The following is a 20,101-nucleotide window of genomic DNA, read 5'->3' on the forward strand; positions in this document are numbered from 1 at the left end:
TTCGCAAAAATAAGAGTAATCAGTAATTTATATGATACGAGTCGCTTATTAATTGTGAGGTGTATTAGTTGTACTGAGTTTTGACGCATATGTAAGCGACTGTATTCACGCATAAATTATTTATGCCGATAGATTATTGACGGATTACAGCGTGATTGATTTTTTTGGAATTGTTATGGAATTGCCGATACTTATAATAAATAAATCTATCACTTTCGGAGGTTTTCGTGCGCAATGTCTCGCCTCCGCGGAGGAAGAAAACCAGCCCAAAGAGAAGGGCTGGTGGATTTAAAGTTGTTATTGCGGGATAAGCCCATACGGGAGGGATGTGAAAACGCTAGGTTGGCCTTTAACTGTTGGAGCCTCATTGACCTTCTGCCAATCAAGCAACATGATCGCCAGGACGTTACGATGTTCCCCGTAAGTGATATCGAAATCTCCGGTGACTGAAGGAATCATCCCTTTGTCGCTATCTATCGCTTTTTGAATAGCGTAGCGAGTTTTTTCTACGACAGGATCATCTTCGAGTCCAGCGAGTAGAAACGTGATACCGACTTCCGCGATGACGTCTTCTTTGGCTCGAATGAGAATGGTATCGATATTTTGGCGGAAATAGTCATAAATCCACTGATGCTGCTTTTCACTTACCAAATGTTGATAGTATTCAGAGTCACCAAAAATAATATGGGTCATACCATAGAGTTTGTTTCCGTATTGTTGGTTAGACAGTTTTTTGTCTTCCACCTCTGGATAGGCTTGCTTAAATGCGGTAGTAAAATTATCGACAACATCTTGCTCACCTAGCTGCCTTAGCCAGTAGACCTGATTGGCTAGCTGTGCGGCCCAAGCCTTAATCATCTCTTGGTCTGTAGCATACTTGCTAAAGTCATATCGACGGATAATTGAACGAAGCATATCGTCTTGTTTGTGTTTTAGACCATACTCGTTGGCGCGTGCCATCGAACCCAGTAAATCAACACCAAGGTAGAGATATTCAGGCATGTGTTTTGTGACACTATAACGCCTCATGCTTCTTTCATCCGTCTCATCAGAGTAGCCAGAAAGGCGCTTTTCAGAGTAAAGTAAGATTTGTTCTGGGGTATGAACTTCGGCTGCGAAACGATTAAGTCGACTTGCGACACGGGCCATATCACTCCAAACCGCGGCGGAATATTTGTCATCGAGCGTTTGACGGTACATTCTTAAGCCGTAGTGCCCTTCTTTAAAGGCTGGGAGGGTATAGAGCTGACTTTCATACGTATTGCGAATAAGATCGGCGGATGCTTCAAAGCTCGCTGTGTTTGCCGAGGCGGTCGGTGTATGTATGAGGATTGCACTAAGGCACAAGCCAATCAGCTTTTTATGCATGGTATAACCTATAAAAAATGGTGTTAGGGTATGGTGGCAGAATACCAGCCATTCCTTCCTTAAATGTAAGCTTAGGGTCAGATATAAGTAAGGTTTGATTGCTTACATGCTCGCTACATAAACGTTGTTTTTTCGTTCAGCTATAGTTGGATATCAACCCCAAAGCGACCTATATAAGCATTGGTACCACTGATTTTCTTTGATGATGTGCAAGGATTGCTGGAATGATAATAATATATTTATCGATTATCGATGAAATCTCGACCAATTTAATGTACGTTTTATATAACTAATATTAATAATAATTAACACTAGCACGTATGGATACGTCAATGAGTTGAGATTGAGTTTGCTCTGGTGTCTGTGATAGTTGTGGGGGATGGATGGCCTATCATGTGGGCAGGCAGCATTATATTAATGCGCTGTTTTTGATGACCTTTATATTTTTTGTTGGGCTGGTTGAGTCACTTGACCGAAGTCAGAAAACGTTTTTGCGTGATAGTTTGCTGGCCCGAGCTAAGGAAGAGTTGTCAATTGTTCGATCGGAGCTTGAAGCTGCGATTGTCTCAGATATCTATGTTGCTAATGGGTTATCTGCTCTAGTTGCATCCAATCCAGAATTTGAATTTTCGGGATGGGACCTTATCGCATCGAGCATTATGCGTAAGAGCCACCATGTTCAATTGCTAGGGCTAGCGCCGAATGATGTCGTTCAATTCGTTTACCCGTTGGAAGGAAACGAAGCGGTTTTAGGATTGAATTATCAATCTATTCCCAATCAATGGCGTTCGGTAAAAAAAGCCCAGCAAATCCAAGAGATCTTTATCTCTGGCCCCGTCAATTTAGTACAGGGTGGTAAAGCTCTGATCGCACGTGTCCCGATTTTTTCCGATCCTCCTTACAACACTGACTACTGGGGTGTGTGCAGTGTGGTGATTTCCTTGGACTCACTCTTTTCCGAAGCGGGTGTTGCCTCGTTTGAGCATCGTTATAATCTAGCGATGCGTGGTGTTGATAGCTCAGGATCGGAAGGTGAGGTGTTTTACGGCTTTCAAACGACGTTTGATCAAGCATTTGCCTCAGAGTCTGTGCATTTTCCATACGGTAGCTGGCAGATCGCCGCATCGACGAAAAGTGACTTGCTAAGTGGCGCTAAGTGGTACCGAGTACATGCGGTTAGACTGCTTGGCTATCCGATGATAATTATGCTTATCTTGGCCTTTATTGCGACCTATCGGCTTTATATGGCAGCGAATGATCGTGCCTTGCATGATGAACTGACACAGCTACCCAATCGTCGCTACTTTATGTATACCTTTGGTGAGCATTTTAACGCGGTGAAAAAGAATGGCGGAGGTGACTCTTTTGCCATTCTTAATATCGATTTAGATAAGTTCAAAGCGATTAACGATACGTTTGGCCATGCGGCAGGGGACAAGGTACTTGTTGCAACTGCCGAGAGGTTGAAAAGTGTGCTCAGAACCTCAGACATCGTTGCTCGTATGGGCGGTGACGAGTTTCTGGTGCTGCTGCCTAGGGTCGCGAGCACAGAGGATATTGACGTCATCAATATCGAGCTGCAAAAAGCCGTCTGCCATACGCCGGTTATCTATGAACAGCACTTAATTAATCTACGAGTGAGTGTTGGATATGCTATCTATGACCCTGAATTTAAAGACATAGAAGAGATGTTTAAACTCGCGGATTCTAGGATGTACGAAGAAAAACGCCGGCAGATATAAAGAGTTCTCACAAAAAGAGATTATACCGCTGCAATGCTGCTAAACCCATGCTATAGAAATAGTAAAGGAGCATTACAGGTATGAGAGTATGAAGGACTTATCTCAGTGGTTAAATGAGTATGGTGAAAGCCATCAGAATCCGATCAACCAAAAAATTCATAAGGTTGCGGTTCCCGGTATTTTTCTTTCTGTTGTTGGATTGATTTGGTCTATTCCACCCATTCAACTATTTGGTTTGACACTTAACTGGGTGTGGCTTGCTGCATTGCCTGTCATGGTGTTTTATTTCAGGTTATCGTTGAGTGTATTCATAATGATGCTCGGTTTTACCCTAGCCTGTATTTCGTTGATTTGGTCATTAGAAGTGTTACAGCTCTCTGTGTTGTTTGTCTCTTTAGTGCTGTTCGCGGTTTTGTGGCTTTTTCAATTTGTCGGCCATAAGATCGAGGGCAAGAAACCATCATTCTTCGAAGACGTTCAGTTTTTGCTTATTGGCCCTGTGTGGGTGTTTAGAAAACACTGAGTTCTGATCGATATCCCCATCTATTCACTTGCCCATAACATGTGGGCAAGTTCACATTTATTCTGTTCATTATTCATTTCTCCTCATTGTTGTTAACAATTGTGACAATAGTCATGGTAAACGGTTGCCTGTTACCGGTAACATTAGCGAAAGTTACCGGTAACATAAGAACTACATCCGGTAGCAAACCAAAAGTCATATAGGCTTAACTGGACAACTGAAACAAATAAAGGATACCCCTCATTATGAAAGCAATGACGAAAACTCTGCTTGCCACTGCCATTACCGGTCTATTCTCTGTCTCTGCATTTGCGGCAGATTTTAACCTTAAGATTCAGTCGTCAGATCCTTCTGGTGACCTGAACTACAAGGTTCAACAGAATTGGGCGGAACGTGTAGGAAAAATGTCTAACGGCCGTATTGAAATTGATTTGCTGCCAGTAGGTTCAGTGGTGAAACACACTGAGACTTTAGGTGCGATCAAAATGGGTATCCTTGATGGTCAAGTGACAGCGACTGGCTATTTTTCTGGTAAAGATCCAGCATTTGGTTTGATTGGTAACATGGTTGGTGCGTGGTCTGATACGACTCAGTTGCTTCAATACATGAACTACGGTGGTGGTAACGAGCTAATGACAGAGCTTTACGCTCCGTATGGTGTTAAGTTCGTTGGTGCGTCGACCACAGGCGTAGAATCTTTTATCTCTAAGAAGCCAATTGATGGTGTTGATGACCTGAAAGGTCTTAAGCTACGTGCTCCGGAAGGACTTGTGCAGCAGGTATTCGCAGCAGCAGGAGCGACGCCGGTAAACCTACCTGGATCTGAAGTATTTACTGGCCTAAGCAAGGGCGTTATTGACGCCGCGGACTACACGGTATTTTCAACAAACCAGAAAGCGGGTATGAATGATATCGCAACGCATCCTGTTCAACCTGGCTTCCACTCATTGCCATTGATTGATATCTCTATCTCTCAAAAGAAATGGGACAAGATGCCAGCGGATCTACAAACTATCTTACAAACATCAGTGCGTGATTTCTCTTACGATATGACAACGCAACTAAAAATGGCAGACCAGATTGCTGTTAAAGAAGCGCAGGCAAACCCAAATATTACGATCCACAACTGGTCAGACGAAGAGCGTAAGAAGTTCCGTGAGATCGCTAAGACTCAATGGAAAGTATTTGCTGAACGTTCACCGAATGCACAGAAGGTATATGACTCAGTGACGTCTTTCTTAGAGTCTAATGGCCTACTGTAATCATCAGTTTTAAAGCTAACCTTCCTGTTTGGCTTCTCTCTGGAGGGCTTACGCCCTCCATTTTTTTGGAACATTTGTTATGACTGATAAAACGCCGCATACACCACCTGAAGCGGAAGAGCAGCCGCGAAATATACTCGATCGCGCCATTATAAAAATCAGTAATCTGCTCAGTTGGTTCTTTATCGCCACCGTTCTGATCTCCTTCTATGAAGTGGTCATGCGCTATGCGTTTGATGCTCCGACTACTTGGGTTCACGAAACCGCCTCTTTTATCGGAGGGTCGCTCTTTATCGTTGGGGGTATTTATGCCTTTGCTGCCAACAAACATGTACGAGTCGTACTGATCTATGATGCGGTGTCATCACGTACGCGAAAATACCTCAATATTGTCCATCATATTGTTGGGTTAGCGTTTGCAGGAATGCTTGCCTACGCGGCATATTCATTAGCCAATGAAGCATGGTTTACCCCATGGGGCGAACTGCGTTTAGAAACATCGGGTTCTGTCTTGAACGCCCCTTATCCCGCATTACTTAAAGGCATCATCTTTGTTGTCTTATGTATTCTTGTTGTCCAGTTTGTATTGCACCTGATCCAAGAAATCATGGGGCTAAGGAACAATGATAATGTTTGATTTATCTTCGATAGGCATTGCTTGGGGCAGTGCTCTAATGCTGGCAATGATGATCGGCTTACTGCTGACAGGAATGCAGTTGGCTTTTGTTACTGGCTTTGTTGCCATCTTTTTCACTCTGTTTTGGTTTGGGCCTGACGCTTTACCTCTGATTGCAAGCCGTACGTACAGTTTCGCGTCTGGATATGTATTTCTTGCAGTGCCGATGTTCGTATTGATGGCTGCACTACTGGATCGTTCAGGTATTGCAAAAGATCTGTTTGATGCAATGAAATCGGTGGGTCGCAAGGTAAGGGGCGGTGTCGCCGTACAGACGCTTATGGTTGCGGTACTTTTGGCATCGATGTCTGGTGTGATTGGTGGTGAGACCGTGTTACTGGGCATCCTAGCTTTACCGCAAATGCTGCGTCTAGGTTATGACCGTAAATTAGCCATAGGAACGACTTGTGCTGGTGGCGCGCTTGGTACCATGCTGCCGCCTAGTATTGTATTGATTATCTACGGTATGACGGCAAGCGTGTCGATTGGCGATCTGTTTAAAGCTTCGTTTCTTCCTGCGTTTATTCTCGCTGGTTGCTACATCGCGTATGTACTCATTCGTTGTAAGCTCAATCCTGCTTTAGCGCCTATCCCAAGTGATAGTGATGAAACAGAGGAACCACAGGTCAGCTACTTCAAAGCGCTGTTCTTCCCGTTACTGTCGGTAGCTGTCGTACTGGGTAGTATCTACACGGGTGTCGCTTCGGTAACAGAAGCTTCGGCTCTGGGCGTCGTTGGTATCATGATCTCAGCCATCATCCGTGGTGAAATGAATTACACCATGTTGAAGGAAAGCGCGATTGCGACGATGAGAACCTGCGGGATGATCATGTGGATCGGTATTGGTGCGAGCGCACTTGTCGGTATCTACAACCTGATGGGCGGTATCAACTTTGTTGAAGAAGTGATTCTAAGCCTAAGTGGTGGTAGTGCAATTGGTACGCTTCTGATCATGATGGTGATTCTGCTTGTACTCGGCATGTTCCTTGACTGGGTTGGCGTAGCGTTACTGACCATGCCTATTTTCGTTCCGATTATTACCGGTTTAGGTTTTGATCCAGTTTGGTTTGGTGTGGTGTTCTGTCTCAACATGCAGGTTTCATTCTTGTCACCACCGTTTGGTCCAGCGGCGTTTTATCTAAAATCTGTTGCTCCTAAAGACATCAGTCTTGGTGAAATATTCAGTTCGCTATTGCCTTTTATCGGCCTCCAGATCTTGGTGTTAGGACTTGTTATTGTCTTCCCTGAACTAGCGATGTGGTGGAAATAACCACTACACGGTATAGAAATTTAGAACTTCACAGCCTTCGGTAAGTTAAGAAGGCTAAGGATAGTATTGTCCGATGAAAGCAAAAAAAATCTTAGTAATGGGCGTGTCGGGTTGCGGCAAAAGCCTGATTGGCAGCGAGTTAGCCAAATCGTTACAGTTACCTTTTTACGATGGCGATGATTTTCATCCTCAGGCTAACGTGGAAAAAATGCGTCAGGGTATTCCCCTTGATGATGAAGACCGTATCGGCTGGCTTCACACTCTGAACAAACTGTACCTCGATAACGAATGTGCTGTTGTGGCTTGCTCCGCGTTAAAACCAGAGTACCGCGATATTTTACGTAGTGAGAACTCATCCCTTGTGATTGTCTATTTGAAAGGAGACTTTGACACCATATGGGCTCGCCACAAAAATCGCGCTAACCACTACTTCAATGGTGAGGCCATGTTGCGCAGCCAGTTTGATACTTTGGTTGAGCCGACCTGTGATGAAGCACTGCATATCGATATTTCTCAATCAGTAGAGCAAGTCGTACAACAAGTATTAAACGCAATTGAGGCGAAAACGGCATGAGCAACGCAAATATCGCAATGATCGGATTAGGAGTGATGGGCAAAAGTCTTGCCTTAAACCTTATCGACCATGGTTTTACAGTGGTTGGATTTGATATCGACCCGACAAACCAAGCTAGGGCAAAAAGTGAAGCAGAGCGATTGTCACAGCAACCCGAAAAGGGACGTTATTTGGCTGCTATGGACTTAGGTGAGTTACTTGCTAATCTCGAATCCCCTCGCGTTATTGCACTATCTGTTCCAGCCGGTTCCATCGTCGATTCGGTGATTGTTGATTTGTTAAACGCAGGGTTAAGCCGCGAAGATATTGTTGTCGATACAGGCAACAGTTTATGGACAGACAGCGAACGTCGTGAGGCTGAGTATCAAGGAAAGCTTCGCTTTTTCAGTACCGCAGTATCTGGCGGCGAGATTGGTGCCAGATTTGGTCCCTCATTAATGGCGAGTGGGGACCAGAAAGCATGGCAGCAAATCGAACCTATGTGGCAAGCGATAGCAGCGAAAGTGGATGGTAATGGCATCCCTGTGGGTCAATTTGAAGCTGGAGAGTCTTGTGCGGCTTATCTTGGCCCAGCGGGCGCAGGTCATTATGTGAAAATGGTTCACAATGGCATTGAATATGCGGATATGCAGTTAATCTGCGAAGCGTACCACTTTATGTCTAGCGTGCTATCCATGTCCGCGCAACAGATTGGTCAAGTTTTTGCCCAGTGGAATCAAGGCGTTCTTAACAGCTACCTGATGGAGATCAGTGCGGACATACTGCAAACTCTTGACCCAGTCACCGGAAAGCCTTTTGTTGAAATCGTCTTAGATAAGGCGGGACAGAAAGGGACGGGTTTATGGACGGCGGTCAACTCTCTTCAACAAGGCGCGCCAGCTCCTACGATCGCACAAGCCGTTTTCGCCCGAGCTCAAAGCAGCCAGAAATCGATGCGTACGATGGCGGCAAATTATTTAAGTACGGATATTGAACCTCTCGTGGGGCTAGAACAGCAACAGACCATCAGTGAATTGCATGATGCTGTATATTGCGCCAAGTTGACCGTGTACGCGCAAGGGTTTGATTTGCTAAAAGTGACCTCCGATAGGGAAGGGTGGCAGCTCGACTTTGCCAATATCGCCAAAATCTGGCGTGCAGGATGTATCATTCGAGCTGGCTTTCTGCAACAAATCACGCAGGCTTATAGGGCTACGCCTGATTTGGAGAATCTTCTTTTCGCGGAACACTTTGCCACTGAGCTTAAATCCCGTTCTCTTGGTTGGAGATCAAGCATTGCTAAGTCGGCGATGACGGGCATCCCGATGCCAGGGATAAGTTCTGCATTGAGTTATTTTGATGCTTTACGTTGCGATGTTCTACCGGCTAATTTACTCCAGGCACAACGCGACTATTTTGGAGCGCACAGTTACTCGCGCATAGATGAAGATGAGGCGGCGAAGTACCATTTAAACTGGCATTTAGAGCCAAGAAATCAAGTTAGTGTATGAAATAAGAGCGTTCACCAAATTGTGAACGCTTTTTTGTTACCTGTAACAATAAAATAATATCCGATGAAAGGTACTATGTTACCAGTAACACAAACAGGAAGATGTATAGACACTCAGTTATGGCTAATAAGAAGAAAAGACCGACCTTACAAGATATCGCAGATCGAGTAGGGGTAACAAAAATGACAGTCAGCCGCTGTCTACGCGACCCATCACAGGTTTCCGAAGCTATAAAAGATAAAATAAATCAGGCGGTTGAAGATCTAGGCTATATTCCCAATCGAGCACCGGACATTCTTTCAAACGCTAAGTCCAATGCCATCGGTGTATTGGTTCCATCTTTAACGAACCAAGTCTTTGCCGAAGTGATAAGGGGTATTGAGTCCGTAACAACCCCTGCTGGTTATCAGACCATGATTGCTCACTATGGATATAGCACGGATTTAGAAGAGCGAAGCATCGAATCTTTGCTGTCATACAACGTTGACGCCATTATTTTGTCTGAAAATGTGCATACCGAGAAAGCACGAAAGATGCTGCAAACGGCCTCTATTCCAATCATTGAAATCATGGACAGCTATTCACCACGCATTGAACAGGCAGTTGGATTTGATAACGCTCAGGCATCCAAATCAATAACAGAAGCAATTCTGGCTAAAGGTAGGAAGCGCATTGCCTATTTTGCTGCGCGTATGGATGAGCGTACGCGCTTGAAAATGGATGGCTATCATCAGGCGATGTCTGAGGCGGGCTTGGAAACCGTTAGCTTGCAGACGGAAGACGCATCCTCTTTTACTCTGGGGGCGAAGCTTCTTGGAGAGTTGGTAGAGCAGTACCCACAAGTCGATGGGATTGTCTGTACGAATGATGATTTAGCGATTGGTGCACTATACGAATGCCAGAGGCGCGGTATTCTCGTTCCTCAACAGATGGCGATTGCGGGTTTCCACGGTCATGATATCAGTCAAGCGATGATACCTAAGCTTGCGACAGTGATAACGCCACGTGAACAAATCGGTCATGTAGCTGCGACGCAAATCATTGAGAGATTGAAAGGCAAAGAACAATGGCAGGAGAGCATTGATCTTGGCTATCGGATAGAACTTGGTGAAAGTATATAATTGCAAAATGCGAATTTAAGTTTTTGCATTTTGCTTAGAATTGCATCTTGAAAATCTATTATGCGCTTAGTTTTTATGAATTAGGTTATGAATTAAGCAAAAACAAGCAAATATTGTCTTAGTAAAAGTTGGCACGCTTTCTGCTTTATTTAGTTTGACCCTTCTTAAGCCGAGGGTCACCTAGCCAACTGACGTTGTTAGTGAACCTATCTTGTTCACACATATATATAGCCAATCACCCATATTGTGATTGGCTTTTTTTCTTTTTGGTCTCCGTAAATCGAAACTACTCGGCCTCTTGGCACCCACTGTAGCAACTCGGTTTTCTAGGACACACTGCGCCTCTTGAACAGATCACTCGCGCATCCGACTCAATACCTCTCTCAATCCAGTTAATATTGAGAATCTTTGCGATAGTAGTAAATTCCTTTCGTATATGGCGTGGTATCGCAGCGCTTCCTCCGTTTCCGACACATAGAGCTTTAAGCTCTTCGGCAATTTCAAGTGAGTTTCCTCCCTGCGCATCAATCGCAGGATTGAGATCGATACCGGCACAAAGCACGCGGTTGTTGCCTGCGGGATCGGTCATATTTACTGACTCACAACAGTAAATTCTTGGCTCGTCACCCACATTCAGAATTGAGATCTGAGCTGAGCTTCCCTGTTGTGGTTCTGATAACTTCCTGAACACCGCCCAGTGCTGACATGGATCGTTAACTTTGCGCATATTCCCCCAAGGAAGAGGGATCCCGTTGCCTCGGTAGACTGCCTTAAGCTTATTTTGACCGTAGGCATCAAAATAGTGCCAGTGAGGGTAAGGAGAAACGACGGTCATTCGTCTCATTGCAACGGAAGGTGAAACCCCTGCTTTTAGGTGTACGTCGATTTCGTACCCGCTGCGGTCCAGTAACTGCCTAAATGGAACCTTAGGGCACAGTAGTGCGCCAGCGAAGAAGCTTGACTCAAAGTCTCTCCAAGCTTGTAAAATGTCCTGTGAGTTAAGTTCAGACGTCGTACTTGCTTGGTTGCTCTCTTCCCAACTATTGGCATGGCCAACAGAGAGTACGCTCTTTAGCCCCTCTTTGCTGTGTAAAACACAGTGCCCAATATAAACGGCGAGGTCGTACTTAAGGCGAGTAGGGTACAGCTTTAAAATTTCATTGAGGAAGATGGTACCTGGTGGTTCAAAAAACGAGGTAACTACTTGTTTTGCGCTGACACCAAGCTCGTCAACGACGTCTTGTGGTGGTCGTGAAATCCAGCGGATAGTCAAACCAAGGCTACGAGCTATATCCATGAGATCTTCGGCAGAGAGGTTAAGTCGCTTCAGGCCCACTTCCTCTGCTGCTCTTTCAAGATCAGGGAAATGGTTCTGATTGCTCTCTTGGTGTGCCCGAATCAGCAAATGTGCAAACTGGCGGCCAGTAATACCAGTTTGTGAAAGCATCTCAGGGATAGCTATCTGTAAAATATCGTTTGAAAACAGGAAGCTTGGCTCGAGTGCCATACCGCTGATCCCACCTCTGTTTCCTTTATCTGGTGTGATATCCGCCTGTTCGGGTTCATCGTCAAGAAACCAAGCTGGATCTTTTTGAAAAACTTCGGCGATAACTTCCAACATATCGATACTAGGGACCCGTTTTCCACGTTCGATCATCGATAAGTAAGAAACCGATGGCGCATACTCGGGATTAACCCTGATGCAACGAGCAGAGAGATCTTCCATAGTTAAGTGGTTGCGTTTCCTAAGATTTCTTATCTTAGTACCTAGAAAATGGGACTGGCGGATCAAGCTTTTTGACACTGGCATTTTGTAAAATTCACACTGTAAAATTTTTGTTGTGAAATTGTAGTAAAAAATTCACTAGTATAGAAAGTAAGCAAAGTCACAAATTCACATATAAACAGAATGGGATTTGAAATATTTGCGCAAGGACAAATAAGTTGTGAAATATCCGCGAGGGAAACACTATGAACATGCTGACAATCGATAAGACTGAAATCCAAGAACAAAATATGCCATTTATCGCTGAAGCAGTCTTCGCGGTAGAGACGATAGACGCTAGCCAAGCTATGGAAAAACAACAAAACGCTAAGCAACTGCTTGACCGTTTGTTCCCACTAGAGAACGGTTCACATAAAGAAGTAACAGCTTACGTAATCGACTACCGTCATGTAATGGCGTACTTCAAAGACGGCAGCCACAGCGGTCTAAAACACTCTAAGCACTTTGTGGCTTACACTGGTGAAAAAGAAGACCCAGCATCAATCCTGTTTAGAGATGGCACAGGTAGCCATGTAGAAGTGACCTTTGGCAATCATAAAGGCACAGGTTGCGTAGAGCTTATCGATATTGAAGATATCCAGCTTGAGACGTGCACCATGTTTCCAACGGCAATGACTGAGATTGCAGCTATGCGCCACTGGATCAGCGTGGTTAAAGGCGACGAAAAAGGTAAACCTAGTGCATGTACTGAGCAGAAAGAGTACACAGCAAAAAATGGTGACGATTACCAACTAGAACGTTGCTACACCATGACTCGATAACCACAAGCAGTACAACGAAAAAAGGATACCGAAAGGTATCCTTTTTTTATGTTTGTTTTGGCGTTAGAAATGAAGTTGAATCACTGATGTTACAACTGCACCTGGGCGACGAACACCTTCAATTTCAACTTTAATTTCACGCTCAATTTCTAACCCTTTACGGATAGGCGTTACTTTAGACAAAGTACTAACCGCACGTACGCGGTTATCCGATTTCACAGGGTATGGGAAACGAACCTGATTAAGACCGATGTTGACGACCATCTTAGCTGTTGGGAACAAGTTGTTCTCTGGATCGACACTATCAGTCAACTTAGGCAATAACGCCAGAGTAAGGAAACCGTGCGCAATTGTAGTCTTGAACGGTGACTCAGTAGCAGCACGTTCTGGATCGGTATGGATCCACTGCATATCTTCGGTCACTTGACCAAACTGGTTAATTCGCTCTTGCGAGATATCCAGCCAGTCGCCAGTATGAATGACTTCACCAATCTTAGACTGTAACTCAAGGTACACTTTTTGAGCTTCAGGCTTTAACTCGATTGTTTGTGGCGTCGGAGTAGTTGGCGTTTCTAGCGGATGCTGTAACTCGTCGTTAACTGCGGGAATGTGAAAATCACGCAGACGAGTAAACAGGTGGCGGTTATGAGCCTTATTAACAATTTCACCCCAGTATTCGCGTACAGTGGGAGACATCCACTGCATAAACTCAGAATGCTGTTTAGAAATTGATTCACCACGATGTTTAAATAAGTCAGCGACTTTCATGAAAACCTCAGAAATAGATCACGTTACTCGGTTAATTCCGTAATTTTGAAACAGTTCACACTATTGTGCAACGACTTTCGGGCGTACAACTGTTGTCTGAAAGTGGTATTTCTTATTAAAAACATAAACTTATAAATAAAACACTATTTTATTACAAAACTAACAATAGAGCTTTTATCCCATAGATTCCGCCCTTTTTAGTGGCTTTCTGTTGGATACTGCCTCAAAAACTGTTTAGTTTCTCAGCAGTTAAACCATAGTGAGTGAATTAATACTTTACAAGTAGCAGGGCAATACCTAATATACGCCACGCAACGGAGAGATGGCTGAGTGGTTGAAAGCACCGGTCTTGAAAACCGGCATACGTTAATAGCGTATCTAGGGTTCAAATCCCTATCTCTCCGCCACATTCTTGAAAAAAGCCTTTGATTATCAAAGGCTTTTTTCGTATCTGACGCCTAGAAATGTCACCTAACACGATAGGTGATACATAGGTATTTGATAAAACTGGCTTCTGGCGTGTACTACACACGTAATGCCACCTCTGTTTTTCTACAAAACTCCCATGACTTTCCAAAGGAAGTTTGCTGGTTATGTGCGTGCTATTTGGTTGCTCTGTTTAGTTGCAGTAAATCCCATTTGTTCCCATAAAGATCTTGGAACACCACAACTGTGCCGTATTCTTCAACGCGTGGCTCTTCATTAAATACCACACCATTTGTTTTCATTAGCTCGTAGTCTCGCCAGAAATCATTAGTTTGCAGGAACAAGAACACGCGACCACCCGCTTGATTTCCTACTGCTTGCGTTTGTTCTGGCGTACTCGCTTGAGCTAAAAGCAAGTTCGTGCCATTGGAATTTGGAGGAGAAACTTGAACCCAGCGTTTACCATCACCTAAGTCAGTATCTTCAACCAGTGTGAATTGAAGCTTTTGAGTATAGAACGCAATAGCATCGTCGTAATTTTCGACAACTAGAGCGATGTTTCCGATTTGCTGCTGAACCGTTTTGGACATGATGATTTCCGCTATTTCAAAAGGTTGATTGTAATCCTTTTTAAGACTTTTCGAGAAAGCAAATCACTCCGTGTGAAGAAATGAATGCCGTATAAACCAGCTTTCTACAGGCCGCTTTTACCACCAACCCTATACCAAACACGCCGAAAAAATAGCTCGGATAAGTCATCAATCTAAGGATTGCGTTTCGTCTCGAGTTCTAGAGCTATACTCAACTTGTAATGTGAATTCCATTTTTCAGAGTTGGGCTGCGCAGCAGTACAACGTAGTCATACGCGGGTAAAGGAATCATCAACCAATGACGATAGATAATTGGCCACTGAGGAAAAAGCTCCGTTCAAACTTCTTTCTGTATTTATTCTGCTTTCTGATCGCAATCATGACCTCATTAATTGGTTTTAACCAAGTCAACAAACTGTTTAATGAAGTGGCAAGTGACTCAGTACCTGACATCATTGCAATCCTAGAGCTAAAGTCGCTATCGAAACGCCTATTTGCCGAGATTCAAGGCTTTGTGGCGACGGGTGATGAAGAAGAAGTAGAGGAGTTCAAAGAGACTAATAAATTGTTTGATCAGTGGCTTGAACGTTGGACGGTTAACCAAACTGATTTGACGGAGTTAGGTCTTAAGCAGCGCATGGGAGAGCATAAAAAAAAGCTCAGTGAGTATGCGCGACAAATTTATTCACTTGAACACCAAAAAAGGGTCCTAATCGCTGATTTCGAACTATTGCAGCACTACATTTGGCAAGAGACGGAAGGGCATGATGACGAAATAGAGCATCAGTTGTACAACTATCTTCCTCTCTATTACCACCAACTATACAACGCTATATTGTGGCACACTGGAGAGCTAGACAGTGATGATGAGGAAAGCCGGCTTGAGCAACTTCCTAAAGAAGAAGCAAGCCTTGACGAACTGAGCCGCTCGATTGCCAATCTGGCTCCAAAGATAGATTCCCCCCAGTTATCAGCGTCTATTTTGCAACTGACTCTGACCGCTCAGAAACTTATTGAAACCAATGATTCCATTCGAGAGACACTAGAATCAGTCGAAGAGTATGAAGAAGAGATCTTAGAAACAATCGACCAGGCGGTTTCCATCCAAACCGATGAAGTCGCGAAAGCTTTTGCACTTGCGGCAAGTGCGGTTGATAAGTTTATGGTGATTATATTCATGATTGGGATTATCAGTGTTCTATTGAGCCTTTACATATTCCGCTATGTGGCTAATTCGATAACTGTCCGACTCTCGACGCTGATTAACTCCGTTAACAAGGTGACAGAAGGACATCTGAATAGTCGAACGAGAATTCGCGGCGATGATGAATTCGGCTTGCTCGGTATTCGTTTCGACAAGATGACTCAAACACTCAGTGAAACCACTGTGTCGAAAGAGTTCCTCGATAACATTTTAGAAAGTATGACAGAGAGCCTTATCGTGACATCTAAGTTCGGTGATATAGAAGTGGTCAACGATACGGCGCTGAAGATGTTAGGTTATAAAAGAGAGGAGTTAATAGGGAAGAATATCGCCATCTTGATTGATGACGGGCTGGATACGCTTCGTGATATCTTAGAAAACTCGAATGCACAGCTAAGATCAGAAAGCCGTTACGTAACCAAATCTGGGGAGTTGATTCACGTGATGCTATCAAGTTCTCATTTGTTAAATGAAAACGGGGAGTCTCTTGGCTTAGTGTTTGTCGCAGCAGATGTCCGTCCACTGAAACAAATCCAGCAACAGTTAGAGCAAACGAATATCGACTTGCAAGCGACACAATCTCAATTGATTCAAGCGAGCAAGCTTGCCTCGATTGGCGAACTATCCGCAGGGGTTGCCCATGAGCTTAATCAACCATTAATGGTCATCCGAAACGGTGGGCAAATGCTAGAGAGAAAGCTCAAAAAGGGAACACTGGATGATGCTAATCTGAATAAGTACATTGAGTCTGTGCTAGCGAACTCCAAAAGGATGATGAAAATCATCGACCATTTAAGAATCTTTTCTCGACGTTCATCGACTGATTTTGAACCGGTTGACGTCAATAAAGTGATCAATGACAGCTTCTATTTGGTGAGTGAGCAGCTACGACTTCATGACATAGCCGTCGATATTCATCTTGCCGATCCAACTCCTTGGGTGCTTGGTGAGGCAAACCAATTGGAACAGGTGATTCTAAATCTTGTTAGCAATGCTCGGGACTCACTCGATTCTTATAGAACAGACAACAAAAGGCTCACGATAACGACACGTTTATCTCAGGAGGATGGTGCATTTGCAGAGATTTTAGTGGCCGACAATGGGCATGGTATACCTGAAGACGTCGCTAAACTCATCTTTGACCCATTTTACACAACCAAAGAAGAGGGCAAGGGTACGGGGCTTGGGCTATCGATTTCATATGGAATTATCAATGATCATAAAGGAGTGATAGATATTGCTCAAACCAGTGAAGATGGCACAACGATGAGAATTAGGCTGCCTATACTTAATACTAAGTAATGGTTTTATTAGTTAAGGGATTGTTGTGAATGAACGAATTCTACTTGTTGATGATGAACCTGAGATTAGAGAGATACTTGCGGATCTGCTAGAGGACGAAGGTTATAGCGTTGTACAGGCTGAAGATGGTGAAATTGGTTTAACGATTTTCATGTCTCAAGATATCGATCTCGTCATTACTGACGTTCGCATGCCAAATAAAAGTGGTATTGAGCTACTCAAAGATATTAAGCAATCAGGTAAAGACGTTGATGTCATTATTCTTACTGGGCAAAGTGATGAGTTAACCGCTATTGATTGTTTACGAGCAGGTGCTTACGACTATTTGCTTAAGCCGATTGAGGAACTAGATATCATGGTCTCCTCAGTTAGGCGTTCGATAGAAAAGCGATGGCTAACAAAACAAAATCAAGAATTGATGAAGCGGTTAGAAGATTTGGCGGTCAGGGACCCACTAACGGGTCTATATAATATGCGGCCGTTTTATCAGTTTATTAATTCAGAAATTGAACACTCAAAAAATGAATCTCATCCACTTGGTATCCTTTTTATTGATATCGACTATTTTAAAAAAATAAACGACAACTATGGACATGTTTTTGGTGACCAAGTACTGAAGAAGTTTGCCAATTTATTGAAAGCCAATTTAAAAGAAACCAAAAAATTCTTTCGCTATGGAGGTGAAGAGTTTGTTGTCATGTTACCCAAAACAGATGCAGATACCATGAGAACCACGGCTCTAAATCTTCTTGAAGTCGTACGTGAAGCAGAATTCGAATACGACGGAGAGAAGGCGTACATCACGGTTAGCATTGGTGGTGCTATCTATCCCTCCGATGCAACTGACCAAAAAACATTAATTCAATCTGCCGACAGAGCTCTTTATGTTGCAAAAGAGTCAGGACGAAACTGTTACGTGACGGCAGAAAAGCACCAAGTTTATAGATAAGACGTCGGTGACATTATTCAGTGCTTCTATTGAGTACCTATTTAACGATTTTCGATAACTAGAAAATAGATTCTACAACCCAGTTAAGTTGCATACCTTTTCGTATGTAATGGAGTGATTATTAATAGTAATCGCAAATGTTAGTCTGAGTTATAAAATTAACCAGTGGTGTGCATACGCCGTTGGTGATGCTTTATAGAACAATACTCACTGCTCACAATCCCATATTGCCAGTTTTCCCCAATCCCGCATCAATACGAACGTTGAAATTTGGATAATCGCATATTTAATTGGATAAATCTGATTTTAAGGTTGCCCAAGTCCCTTGGGATTAGATAAAAATGTCAATTAAATGTGCTAGATAACAAGTTGTAACAATCTTTGTTTGGCTGTTACATTGGGCTTATGTCAAAAAACGATTAAATCATAGCTAAAACCATAAATATTTATAATTATTCCGCTATGAATCATTTTTTAATGGATGCATCTAGGAGGGATGAATGATTACGTCCAAACGTAAGCTCTGTGTAGGAGGTAATAATGTTGTATTTATTTAATTTAGGCAGCCAAGGAACATATAAATTAGTACTTAATGGTCATCTACTGTACGGCGTAAATGAAGAATGCAAAACGATGGAGTTTTGTCTCAACGATAAAGAGCGCTTTGTCCTTGAATATCTTGTTCAACATGCATCATCAGAGCATCCTTCAACGGCGAGAGATATCGAAGTCGCCTATCAGAACGAGTTTGCAGATGAATTTGGGCTTTATAGCCTGAAAAACACGATTGCATCGATTAGAAAGAAGTACAAGTTGATTACCGATAGTTACGGCATCGAAAGGCCTAATGAATTGATTAACAACGTCTTTAAAAAGGGGTATTACATAAACGTTGATGTACTTGATAGTATCTCAAAGAACAAGCAACTCAATTTCGACATAAATAACTACAAACTTAATACAGTGTCGATGCTGCGGTTGTACGTAAGGCTTTATCACCTGAGTATTATCAATAAAGTTGCTAAGTTGGCGGCAACTTCAACACTGATGATCATCTTTTTATATATGCTTCAGATATCAAACATTGAGTCGATGCTGAATAAGTACAAGGACAATACCAATTTTGTTTCTGAAGAAATTATGGCTTATGGATGCGATGGCGAGCAGAACGTAGAAATCTTCAGCCAGTCACTCAATCTGGACTCAGCGATACTTATTAGCAAAGGAAATCACTGCTTAATAGATCGCGAAACAGTACGGTTGATAGATGATAAAGAAGAGTTCCATCGTTTACTAGAGCAGCCGCAGTTTGTTTATACCCTCAGAACCAATGCGCAAGGAGCTGAATTTTACGCGCGTATTTCTCGTCATTCGTTAGAAAGTCGTTACGGCAATACTCTGCTTCCTTTTTTAGTTGATTCTATACATATCAACACCGAGTTAGGAAAGCTGCTATCGACGGGTGAACCGGGGACTTTTCAAGTCTACGCAAATAGTTTTCGTGAAGGTGCTGAGATCGTCTATTACAGCAACGGAATCATCTATGAGTGGTTAATAGCATTCTTACTGCTATCGGTTGTATTTTACATGCGCAATATTGTTAGTTTTTTCCATTTTGTCGGCACTTGGATAGGGCTTAAATATAAACTAGAAGTGGTTTTGGACACTGAGAAAGACCGACCGATTTATTATGAGATCTTAACTCGCGTCAAAAGAGGTTCTCCTCTCGAATACATTAACCATATTCGACGTTCTCAATTGGTTGTATTCCATACTATTTTAACGGTTCGTGCGATTGAAAAAGCTCAAAAAGATGGTGTGACAAATAATTACGGTATCAACTTATGCCCAGTTGCTCTGGGAGGAAAGCAATTTCCTATATTGGAGAGGTTTCTAAGCCGATTAGAAGCAAATGAAGTGATATTGGAGATCACAGAAAACTCCAGTGTTCCTTATTCTAAAGAGATAATAGATAACATTTTATACCTGAAATCTATGGGTTTTATTATTGCACTTGATGATTTTGGAACAGGAAATAACAACGTTGAAATGGTGAAAAAGATCCAGCCAAATTATCTTAAGATTGACAAGGAATTTTTAGTAGGCATAGAAGAGGATAGTTCTTCGATCGAGATTTTAAATAATCTATCGAATATCGGTCATATTTCTGATTCAAAGATAATTCAAGAGGGTGTTGAAACTAACAGTCAAAGACATCTTCTATCAAAGCTAGGTTATACCTATCAACAAGGGTATCTGTATAGCGCAAATTAGTCGATTGCACGTAAG

Annotated in this window: 16 protein-coding genes and 1 tRNA gene; 13 read left to right on the forward strand and 4 right to left on the reverse strand. The window is 43.0% G+C overall.

The window, feature by feature from the left end:
* Window positions 1–297: 297 nt before the first annotated feature.
* Window positions 298–1,368: a DUF3541 domain-containing protein gene (locus ACQEXP_RS11700; protein WP_426970009.1), complete on the reverse strand. Its 1,071-nt coding sequence runs from the start codon at window positions 1,366–1,368 to the stop codon at window positions 298–300.
* 383 nt (window positions 1,369–1,751) lie between these two features.
* Between ACQEXP_RS11700 and ACQEXP_RS11705 the strand changes: the two genes are divergently transcribed.
* The 8 genes from ACQEXP_RS11705 (at window position 1,752) to gntR (ending at window position 10,026) form a co-directional block, all read left to right on the forward strand.
* Window positions 1,752–3,110 (forward strand): diguanylate cyclase, encoded by a 1,359-nt coding sequence (locus ACQEXP_RS11705; RefSeq protein ID WP_426970011.1) that lies wholly within the window; start codon window positions 1,752–1,754, stop codon window positions 3,108–3,110.
* Between the two features lie 88 nt (window positions 3,111–3,198).
* Window positions 3,199–3,633 (forward strand): DUF962 domain-containing protein, encoded by a 435-nt coding sequence (locus ACQEXP_RS11710; RefSeq protein ID WP_269375754.1) that lies wholly within the window; start codon window positions 3,199–3,201, stop codon window positions 3,631–3,633.
* A 245-nt stretch (window positions 3,634–3,878) separates the two neighbouring features.
* Window positions 3,879–4,895, forward strand: a complete 1,017-nt coding sequence (locus ACQEXP_RS11715) for a TRAP transporter substrate-binding protein (protein WP_426970013.1) — start codon at window positions 3,879–3,881, stop codon at window positions 4,893–4,895.
* 79 nt (window positions 4,896–4,974) lie between these two features.
* The gene (locus ACQEXP_RS11720; RefSeq protein ID WP_269375752.1) at window positions 4,975–5,532 is read left to right on the forward strand and encodes a TRAP transporter small permease subunit; all 558 of its coding nucleotides are present in this window, start codon (window positions 4,975–4,977) and stop codon (window positions 5,530–5,532) included.
* Entirely contained in the window at window positions 5,525–6,841 is a 1,317-nt protein-coding gene (locus ACQEXP_RS11725) for a TRAP transporter large permease (RefSeq protein ID WP_426970015.1), read from the forward strand. Before ACQEXP_RS11720 ends, ACQEXP_RS11725 begins: the two co-directional genes overlap by 8 nt.
* A gap of 73 nt (window positions 6,842–6,914) precedes the next feature.
* The gene (locus tag ACQEXP_RS11730; protein ID WP_426970017.1) at window positions 6,915–7,415 is read left to right on the forward strand and encodes a gluconokinase; all 501 of its coding nucleotides are present in this window, start codon (window positions 6,915–6,917) and stop codon (window positions 7,413–7,415) included.
* Window positions 7,412–8,905: an NADP-dependent phosphogluconate dehydrogenase gene (gene gndA / locus ACQEXP_RS11735; RefSeq protein ID WP_426970019.1), complete on the forward strand. Its 1,494-nt coding sequence runs from the start codon at window positions 7,412–7,414 to the stop codon at window positions 8,903–8,905. Before ACQEXP_RS11730 ends, gndA begins: the two co-directional genes overlap by 4 nt.
* 119 nt (window positions 8,906–9,024) lie before the next feature.
* Window positions 9,025–10,026, forward strand: coding sequence for a gluconate operon transcriptional repressor GntR (gene gntR, locus ACQEXP_RS11740; RefSeq protein ID WP_426970020.1), 1,002 nt, complete (start codon window positions 9,025–9,027; stop codon window positions 10,024–10,026).
* A gap of 286 nt (window positions 10,027–10,312) precedes the next feature.
* On the opposite strand, the gene ACQEXP_RS11745 is transcribed toward gntR, so the two are convergent.
* Window positions 10,313–11,836 carry a DUF3612 domain-containing protein gene (locus ACQEXP_RS11745; RefSeq protein WP_426970022.1) on the reverse strand — a complete coding sequence of 508 codons (1,524 nt, stop codon included), beginning with the start codon at window positions 11,834–11,836 and terminating at the stop codon, window positions 10,313–10,315.
* A gap of 161 nt (window positions 11,837–11,997) precedes the next feature.
* Between ACQEXP_RS11745 and ACQEXP_RS11750 the strand changes: the two genes are divergently transcribed.
* Complete coding sequence (locus ACQEXP_RS11750; RefSeq protein ID WP_269375746.1) at window positions 11,998–12,573, forward strand: hypothetical protein; 576 nt, start codon at window positions 11,998–12,000, stop codon at window positions 12,571–12,573.
* A 63-nt stretch (window positions 12,574–12,636) separates the two neighbouring features.
* On the opposite strand, the gene ACQEXP_RS11755 is transcribed toward ACQEXP_RS11750, so the two are convergent.
* Window positions 12,637–13,341 carry a MaoC family dehydratase gene (locus ACQEXP_RS11755; RefSeq protein WP_269375745.1) on the reverse strand — a complete coding sequence of 235 codons (705 nt, stop codon included), beginning with the start codon at window positions 13,339–13,341 and terminating at the stop codon, window positions 12,637–12,639.
* 316 nt (window positions 13,342–13,657) lie between these two features.
* On the opposite strand from ACQEXP_RS11755, the gene ACQEXP_RS11760 reads away from it, so the two are divergent.
* A tRNA-Ser gene (locus ACQEXP_RS11760) sits at window positions 13,658–13,748 on the forward strand.
* A 195-nt stretch (window positions 13,749–13,943) separates the two neighbouring features.
* Here ACQEXP_RS11760 and ACQEXP_RS11765 read toward each other — a convergent pair.
* A complete protein-coding gene (locus ACQEXP_RS11765; protein WP_426970025.1) occupies window positions 13,944–14,357 on the reverse strand; it encodes a VOC family protein in 414 nt (137 codons plus the stop codon).
* 298 nt (window positions 14,358–14,655) lie between these two features.
* Between ACQEXP_RS11765 and ACQEXP_RS11770 the strand changes: the two genes are divergently transcribed.
* The 3 genes from ACQEXP_RS11770 to ACQEXP_RS11780 all read left to right on the forward strand — a co-directional run bounded on the left by ACQEXP_RS11770 (window position 14,656) and on the right by ACQEXP_RS11780 (window position 20,086).
* On the forward strand, window positions 14,656–16,863 hold the full coding sequence (locus tag ACQEXP_RS11770) for a sensor histidine kinase (protein ID WP_426970027.1): 2,208 nt from the start codon (window positions 14,656–14,658) through the stop codon (window positions 16,861–16,863).
* Window positions 16,864–16,888: 25 nt separating this feature from the next.
* Window positions 16,889–17,812, forward strand: coding sequence for a diguanylate cyclase (locus tag ACQEXP_RS11775; RefSeq protein WP_426970029.1), 924 nt, complete (start codon window positions 16,889–16,891; stop codon window positions 17,810–17,812).
* 540 nt (window positions 17,813–18,352) lie between these two features.
* On the forward strand, window positions 18,353–20,086 hold the full coding sequence (locus tag ACQEXP_RS11780) for an EAL domain-containing protein (RefSeq protein ID WP_426970031.1): 1,734 nt from the start codon (window positions 18,353–18,355) through the stop codon (window positions 20,084–20,086).
* Window positions 20,087–20,101 lie beyond the last annotated feature (15 nt).

Source organism: Vibrio sp. TRT 1302 (genome assembly GCF_050113875.1).
Lineage (GTDB): Bacteria > Pseudomonadota > Gammaproteobacteria > Enterobacterales > Vibrionaceae > Vibrio.

Bases quoted from the DNA above. Each gene is read 5' to 3' on its own strand.
- ACQEXP_RS11745 (WP_426970022.1), bottom strand. From the start codon at position 11,836: ATGCCAGTGTCAAAAAGCTTGATCCGCCAGTCCCATTTTCTAGGTACT.
- gndA (WP_426970019.1), top strand. From the start codon at position 7,412: ATGAGCAACGCAAATATCGCAATGATCGGATTAGGAGTGATGGGCAAA.
- ACQEXP_RS11710 (WP_269375754.1), top strand. From the start codon at position 3,199: ATGAAGGACTTATCTCAGTGGTTAAATGAGTATGGTGAAAGCCATCAG.
- ACQEXP_RS11765 (WP_426970025.1), bottom strand. From the start codon at position 14,357: ATGTCCAAAACGGTTCAGCAGCAAATCGGAAACATCGCTCTAGTTGTC.
- ACQEXP_RS11720 (WP_269375752.1), top strand. From the start codon at position 4,975: ATGACTGATAAAACGCCGCATACACCACCTGAAGCGGAAGAGCAGCCG.
- gntR (WP_426970020.1), top strand. From the start codon at position 9,025: ATGGCTAATAAGAAGAAAAGACCGACCTTACAAGATATCGCAGATCGA.
- ACQEXP_RS11700 (WP_426970009.1), bottom strand. From the start codon at position 1,368: ATGCATAAAAAGCTGATTGGCTTGTGCCTTAGTGCAATCCTCATACAT.
- ACQEXP_RS11780 (WP_426970031.1), top strand. From the start codon at position 18,353: ATGTTGTATTTATTTAATTTAGGCAGCCAAGGAACATATAAATTAGTA.
- ACQEXP_RS11750 (WP_269375746.1), top strand. From the start codon at position 11,998: ATGAACATGCTGACAATCGATAAGACTGAAATCCAAGAACAAAATATG.
- ACQEXP_RS11725 (WP_426970015.1), top strand. From the start codon at position 5,525: ATGTTTGATTTATCTTCGATAGGCATTGCTTGGGGCAGTGCTCTAATG.
- ACQEXP_RS11770 (WP_426970027.1), top strand. From the start codon at position 14,656: ATGACGATAGATAATTGGCCACTGAGGAAAAAGCTCCGTTCAAACTTC.
- ACQEXP_RS11730 (WP_426970017.1), top strand. From the start codon at position 6,915: ATGAAAGCAAAAAAAATCTTAGTAATGGGCGTGTCGGGTTGCGGCAAA.
- ACQEXP_RS11755 (WP_269375745.1), bottom strand. From the start codon at position 13,341: ATGAAAGTCGCTGACTTATTTAAACATCGTGGTGAATCAATTTCTAAA.
- ACQEXP_RS11705 (WP_426970011.1), top strand. From the start codon at position 1,752: ATGGCCTATCATGTGGGCAGGCAGCATTATATTAATGCGCTGTTTTTG.
- ACQEXP_RS11715 (WP_426970013.1), top strand. From the start codon at position 3,879: ATGAAAGCAATGACGAAAACTCTGCTTGCCACTGCCATTACCGGTCTA.